We start from the raw sequence: 6,454 nt of genomic DNA on the forward strand, positions 1-6,454 counted from the left end.
GGCAGAGCGGGTGCGTGCAACTGGATTTGGCTATTTGCCCAGCCGCCCGACCTCACGCCGCAGCGGGGCTGAGGTCGGTCCACACGCTTGCGATATGAGCGAGGCAGGCCCCGCGGTCCTCCGGTCCGAACACCACGCTCCAGCCTGCCGGCATACCCGCGAAGGCAGGCCACAGGCTGTATTGGCCGGCCCCGTTAAGCAGCGCCAGAAAGCGATGCCGCTCATCGTCGAAAGGGTTCACATTAAGATCATCGGTCACGGTGTTGCCTCCTCGATTGACCGGTCAAGCGACCAGAGCCGTGGCCGAGCTTTTCTGTTGCAGCAACTCCCACATGCCGTCGATCGTGGGGCGCCGGGCAAGCTCGACGAAGTTCACTTCGATATCGGCCTGCTTCCATTCGGCCACGAGCTGCATGGCAGCGATGGAGTTGAGGCCGAAATCCATGAGATTGTCGTCGTCAGCCGGCTCATCGTCGAGGAAACGCATGACCTGTTGCCTGAGCATCTCTTTCGAAAGAGATGCATGGGTGGCCGTGTCATTTGAAAGCATCTGGGCTCCTGATGTGTCAGTCGCCGCTGCGCGGCCTTCGTGCGAAGATGTCGAAGAACGGAGCGTCATGAGCTGGCCCCTTCAAGGCCTGCTCGCAGATCGAACAGGCCTACCCTGCGCATCGCGCGGAACAGCAAGGCCAGAAGCAGGCCCAATGCCAGAGCCGTCACGCCGAGCAGGAGAATGCTTTGCGCCGGCAAAAACACATTTGCGATCGCACCAATGGCCAGAGCGCCGACAATGTCGCCCAGCGTATCCTGCGCTGCCCACAGGCTGTTCACGCGCCCGAGATAGCTGTCGGGCGTGTGCGCTTGGATCATGGTGTATTGCAGGAGCGAGCCGATGGCGGTCGCATAGCCGTAGACGGCAAGGGCCGGAAGAGCGAAGTAGATGTGACCACCCGCCCCGAGCGTCACCACACAGGCGAAGGCCAGCATGCACATGCCGAGCATGACCACATCCGGCCGCTCGAGATTGCGCGCCCAGCCACTCAGCACGGCACCTGCGGTCGCGCCAACCGGCACGCCTGAATACATCAATCCGGTCTCGAAGGCGCCACCACCGTAGGTTCCGGAAGCGAGCGCCGGAAACAGAATCCTGATCGAACTGGTCAGCGTCAGCAGCGTGCCGATCGCAAAGATGCCAAGCAGCAGACGCTGGCGGAAGAGGAAGACAAAAGCCTGTGCGAGCATGCGTAGTGGATGCTCGATCTCGTGCCGTTCGGGCACCATACGCGGCAGGCTGAGCAGCGTCAGAACCGTCAGCAACGTGCCCACGGCAGCTATGGCGTAATTCCAGGTAAGGCCCGCCCAAGCAATGATCATTCCGCCCAGCGCCGGTGAGACGATTGTGGCAAAGCGCGCGGTCGTCATGCCGAGCGCGCCCGCCTGCATGAGATTTTCCCGCCCGACGATATGCGGCATTGCCGCCATGAGCGCGGAAACACCAAGCGCGCCGAAGAAGCCATCCCAAAAGGCGAGCGCACAAATCGCGACCACCGAAGGAGAGTCAAACGCGCTGTTGACGGCCAGGGCGACAAAGCCGAGGCCGCAGATGCCGCGGGCAAACAGGATCAAACGCCGGCGGTCGTAGAGGTCGGCCAGCACGCCGCCCAGAAGCAGCCCTGCGAACATTCCCGCACCATCGAGTGCTGCCACGATGCCGACCTTAAAGCTCGACCCTGTGATCGCATAGACCTGGATCGGGACGCTGACCGCGAGCATGCCAAGCCCCATCAGCGAAATGGTCCGTGCCAGAAGGACGTGCCGAAAATTGGCGTTGGTCCTGAGCAGCGATATGTCGACGAAAAGGCGAGATACCGTCATGCCCGGGCTCCGCCTGAAGCCTGTCGAAGCTTTTCCGGGGTAAAGGCCGGAACGACCCGCCGCGGCCTCGGCCGAGGCAGTTCGAGACCGGCTGTGTCCAGAAGCATGCCAAGCACGGCATCGCTATGCCTGTTCAGATAGAAGTGTCCGCCTGAAAATACGCGTCGCGTGAATTTGCTACTCGTTTCCTTTTTCCAGACGTCAAGACACTCGACCCGGCAGTCCCGGTCCTCGCTGCCACCCATTGCCGTCACAGGCATCGCCAAAGGGGGCCGCAGCTTGTAGTGCCAGGTGCCAAGTGCCATCAGATCGGCCCGCAATGCCGGTATGACCGAAGCCATAAGCCGTTCGTCGGCCATTGCCTCCTCGCTCATCCCATCAAGACGGCGGACGAGTGCGCGCAAGTCCTCCTCGCCGAGTTCGGAACAGGCGTTGCCTTGATCGTCACCCGGCGCGCCGCGCGCCGAGACGAAGAGATGCTGCGGCGGATTCAGGCCCCGTTCGGACAGAAGATGCGCCACCTCGAAGGCAACGAGCGCGCCAAAGCTGTGACCGAAGAACACGACCTTGCCATGGTCGAGAAGCGGAACGATCGCACGGGCCGCACTGTCTACGAGTACGCTGAAATCCACCAGCGCCGGCTCCGATGCACGCGAGCAGCGCCCCGGATACTGGACCGCAACGAGATCGACGGTATCGCCCGCACGCCAGGCCCAGCGGGCGAAATAGGCAGCGCTCCCCCCACCGAACGGAAAGCAGACAATACGAGCTTCAGGCTCGACGACGTTACGGAAACGGACAAGCCAAGGGCTATCGACGAACCGCTCGCTCAATTCGGACATGGTGGCCACAGCGTTTCCTATAAGTCTGACGCGCCTATCCAGACGGTGGCGGCGCAAGGGTGGGAGACACGCCGATCGCGCCTGCTCGGCCCTGCAACGCAGGGACATTTAAACTTGATATTTTTCCTCATATATAGGAAGGACGGTTTCACGTCGACCGAACCGGGCTACGCCAGAACGGCAAATAGCTACGCACAAACGGCGAGGGGAACTGCGGGCAGTTAGACAATCTGGATTTCTGATTGGGACCGATCTTATGCAGCACGTGGCACTGAAGCCCGAGATTCCGCATCAGCTGTTTGTTGGCAGCGTCGATAGCGTGCCCACCTGCACGACCGATTCCAGGACCTACGAGATCTGGCCGAAGCTTCTCCTGATGGTGCTGATGCAGGGCGTCCAGCACTTCGTGGTCGACGGCATGCCATTTCACATCGACGCCGGTCAGGATGAAGAAGCTGCCCCTCTGGTGTTCATGCTCAACGTCGCTCGCCGTTCGACTTTGCGGTTCATTCATGACCACGACGCCCCAATCCGCAAGGCGATGATTTCCGCACCGCGGCCATGGCTGGACTGGCTGACGCAAACGCAGACGCAAGGATCGACGACGCTCAACCGCTTTCTGTCCGAGCACCTTGCACAGTTTCGCTACGTCCCATGCCGCCATGTGACGACCTTGGCCGAACAACTCATAAATCCGCCGCCGTCAATGCAGGGTGAGATTCTAACACTTTACCGCAGTTCGCGTGGCCTCGACATATTGTCCTCTTCGTGGGCAACGCTTCTCGATCACCGGGAACACCGCGAGAGACCCGGCCTCATGAGCCTTCGCCAGAGCGAACGCGTCCGGGACTACATTGTCGACAATCTCGATGACGTGCTGACGATCGACAAGATTGCGCGGGATGTCGGAGCAAGCGTCTCGTCCGTGCAACGGCATTTCAAGGAGCATTTCGGGCTGACGGTTTTTGAATTCATCCGCACGCGGCGCCTCGAACGTGCCAGCGATGCACTGGAGCGCGACGGCATCTCGATCGCGCAGGCAGCCCACCTCGCCGGCTACGCCAACTCCGCTCACTTCACCACGGCCTTCAAAAGGACCTACGGCATCCTGCCGAGCCACCGACGCAGATAGTAGTTTTTAAGCTTTCAACTGGTTCCGTGGTTATTCAGAAGGCGGCGGGTGGGATCACACGCAATCGCCGCACATGAGCGGATTTGTTTCGGTGCAAGGGCGGTGAGGGCCGGCAAACGGATCGATTCCGACCCTCGCCGAAATGCTCGCCATCCCGGCCGGGATCAGCCAGCCAATGGCGTGTTGAGAAGCTGCTGCTCCCAAAGATACGCGATACCGCTGCCGCCGAAGTGCTGGATGAGAATCTCGGTCAGCTCCTCGACATGCTCGGTGCGCGCCCAATCGCGTTGCCATTCGCCAGCGAGCGCCATCACGGTCATCACGTTCGCGCCGGCCGCGATCATTCGCTGGATGGCAACTTCGTGAGACTCCTTCGAAATCCCGCCCGACGCGTCGGTGATCACGGTCACGTCCCAGCCTTCGCCGGCGGCCTGGATCACGGGCATTGCGACGCAGACTTCGGTCCACAGGCCGGCGATGATCAGCTGCTTGCGGCCGGTCGCCTTGACGACATTCACCACATTCTCATCCTGCCAGGTGTTCACCCAGGTGCGATCGATGACTTCCTGGTCCGGAAATACGTCGGTGATCTGCTTAAAGAGAAGTCCACCGCGCGCCGCGATCACGCTGGTGAGAATTGTCGGAACATTGAAGGCTTTTGCTAGCTTCGCCAGAGCGGTCGTGTTGTTGACCACCATCTGCGGATCGTGGCTGTTCAGGTTTGCGAGTTGGTAAGGCTGGTGATCGATCAGAACGAGTACCGAGTCGTCGGGACGAAGAAGCGAATCAAGGCCGTTACGAGGGGTCATCAAGACTTCCTTTCTCTGCCACTATGGGCGGTTATGGGTTCACGGGAGACATACGCCGCGGGCGGGCGTTGCCTGGACGCAATTTGCTGTTCCTTTTGGCGATGCGGTAGTGCCATAGTCAGGTAAGCTGTGTCGCGGAATTAGGAACACCGAATTGGACATCGAAGATCTACAGACATTCGTCGCAGTGGCCGATGCAGGGGGCGTATCAGCCGCCGCGCGCCGGCTCGGCGTCTCCAAGTCAATCGTCAGCCGGCGGCTCTTTCGGGTTGAGGCGGAACTTGGCGTCCAGCTTCTTGCACGAACGACCCGCGGCGCCGCGCTCACAGAAGCGGGAATCACGTTCAGAGACCATGCGGCCCGAGCCAGCGCCGAGATCGATACGGCCAGGGAAACGATCCTTCCAACCGGTGAGCTGCGCGGCCGCCTGAGGGTTGCCATGCCGCTCACCTTCGGCCCGACCCACTTCGCCCCCGTGCTCGCGGAAATGGCGCGACTGCACCCGAAGCTTCACATCCATACCTTCTACAGCGATCGCTTCGTCGATCTCATAGGAGAGGGTTTCGATTGCGCGATCCGGGGCGCCTACCTTCAGGACTCCAATCTGATCGCGAAGCGCGTCGGGCCGATTCATGGAAAGCTTGTCGCAAGTCCGGATTACATCGAAGCGCACGGGTCACCTGAAACTGTGGACGAACTCGTCAACCATCAGGCCCTCATGCAGGGAACGGAAATCTGGCAGTTCATGGATGGCAGCAAGATCGTCACGGTCCAGCCGCAGGGCAGGTTCAAGGCCGACAGCGCCACGGCGCTTGCCGCCGCCGCAGTGGCAGGGCTCGGCATCGCCTGGCTCCCCGATTGCATCACACATGAATATGTGGCCTCCGGTGCGCTGGTCCCGATCATGACACGCTATCCGGTACCTCCGGGGGCCGCGTATGTCGTACGCCCGCCTGGTCAGCATCCCCCGCGGAAAGTACGGGTTCTCACCGAGATGCTGATCGAGTACTTCGCACGAAATCCGGACGTTTGGGGTCTCGACCGTTAAAACACGAACGGTGCGAAGCCTTATCAAAGAATTGCATCGACGTTGCTCTACTGCGAGCCGCTGAGATCGACGACAATGCCCGTACGTTCCACTTACTGCGACACAGCTTGACGTATCACAGGGCTAGTCGGGCAGACGGTGGCTCGCCAGTTAGGCATTCGTCGGGCCGAAAGCGCTCTTCCCGCTCGTAGGGTCCGGATCGATCGAAATCAGGCCTTCGCATCAGCAAGGGCGAGGCCTCCCGGAAACCAAGAGAGGATGAGGCGCATGAGTTGGAACCCGGCAATCGATCCCGGCTGCCCTGATGAGGTGGGCATCGACGCGATCGAAACGCTTATCGTCCCGCGCGCTCGCGATCTCGGCGGTTTAGAAGTCCGACCCCGCAAGTTGCCGCACGGTTCCGCGTCTGTCCGTAGCGTACCCAACCTATTGATATGAAGGCATCTTTCGCGCACCAGTATTCCGCGGCGTTCCGTGACCTACCAGTCACGATGCCGACACGGTGCCGATCACCGTCACCCGAAACTTCATAGGGAAAGGAGAATGTCATGACTAGTGTAGCTCTAAGCAAATCGTTGTGTAGCTCTAAGCAAATCGTTCGTCGAGGGCGTTCGACTACGCGATAAACCGACTATCTATTACGACAGGGACCTTAGGGTTCAAACCCATTTATCGCGTTGATTTGGCGTAGCAAATCAGATTCAGGATTTCCGATCAACGGATTGGAGGCTTGGATGGGTCGGTTGTT

At 60.4% G+C, this 6,454-nt stretch carries 7 protein-coding genes and 1 pseudogene; 3 read left to right on the forward strand and 5 right to left on the reverse strand.

Annotated features, from left to right (window positions below; all coding sequences use genetic code 11):
* Positions 1 to 52: 52 nt before the first annotated feature.
* The 4 genes from BM413_RS28765 to BM413_RS28780 all read right to left on the reverse strand — a co-directional run bounded on the left by BM413_RS28765 (position 53) and on the right by BM413_RS28780 (position 2,717).
* Positions 53 to 259 carry an MbtH family protein gene (locus BM413_RS28765; protein WP_091918286.1) on the reverse strand — a complete coding sequence of 69 codons (207 nt, stop codon included), beginning with the start codon at positions 257 to 259 and terminating at the stop codon, positions 53 to 55.
* A 24-nt stretch (positions 260 to 283) separates the two neighbouring features.
* Positions 284 to 550 carry a phosphopantetheine-binding protein gene (locus tag BM413_RS28770; RefSeq protein ID WP_175544481.1) on the reverse strand — a complete coding sequence of 89 codons (267 nt, stop codon included), beginning with the start codon at positions 548 to 550 and terminating at the stop codon, positions 284 to 286.
* Between the two features lie 65 nt (positions 551 to 615).
* A complete protein-coding gene (gene entS, locus BM413_RS28775) occupies positions 616 to 1,875 on the reverse strand; it encodes an enterobactin transporter EntS (RefSeq protein ID WP_091918288.1) in 1,260 nt (419 codons plus the stop codon).
* Positions 1,872 to 2,717, reverse strand: coding sequence for a thioesterase II family protein (locus BM413_RS28780; protein WP_244538080.1), 846 nt, complete (start codon positions 2,715 to 2,717; stop codon positions 1,872 to 1,874). Before BM413_RS28780 ends, entS begins: the two co-directional genes overlap by 4 nt.
* A gap of 256 nt (positions 2,718 to 2,973) precedes the next feature.
* Here BM413_RS28780 and BM413_RS28785 point away from each other — a divergent pair, with 256 nt between their 5' ends.
* Complete coding sequence (locus BM413_RS28785; protein WP_091918290.1) at positions 2,974 to 3,849, forward strand: helix-turn-helix transcriptional regulator; 876 nt, start codon at positions 2,974 to 2,976, stop codon at positions 3,847 to 3,849.
* A 164-nt stretch (positions 3,850 to 4,013) separates the two neighbouring features.
* Here the strand turns inward: BM413_RS28785 and BM413_RS28790 are convergent, their stop codons facing one another.
* The gene (locus BM413_RS28790; protein ID WP_091918291.1) at positions 4,014 to 4,658 is read right to left on the reverse strand and encodes a hydrolase; all 645 of its coding nucleotides are present in this window, start codon (positions 4,656 to 4,658) and stop codon (positions 4,014 to 4,016) included.
* 154 nt (positions 4,659 to 4,812) lie between these two features.
* Here BM413_RS28790 and BM413_RS28795 point away from each other — a divergent pair, with 154 nt between their 5' ends.
* On the forward strand, positions 4,813 to 5,706 hold the full coding sequence (locus BM413_RS28795) for a LysR family transcriptional regulator (protein ID WP_091918292.1): 894 nt from the start codon (positions 4,813 to 4,815) through the stop codon (positions 5,704 to 5,706).
* 267 nt (positions 5,707 to 5,973) lie between these two features.
* A pseudogene (locus BM413_RS33875) lies at positions 5,974 to 6,099 on the forward strand (pirin family protein); the annotation flags it as partial.
* Positions 6,100 to 6,454 lie beyond the last annotated feature (355 nt).

Source organism: Mesorhizobium sp. YR577, from assembly GCF_900116595.1.
Classification (GTDB): domain Bacteria; phylum Pseudomonadota; class Alphaproteobacteria; order Rhizobiales; family Rhizobiaceae; genus Mesorhizobium_M.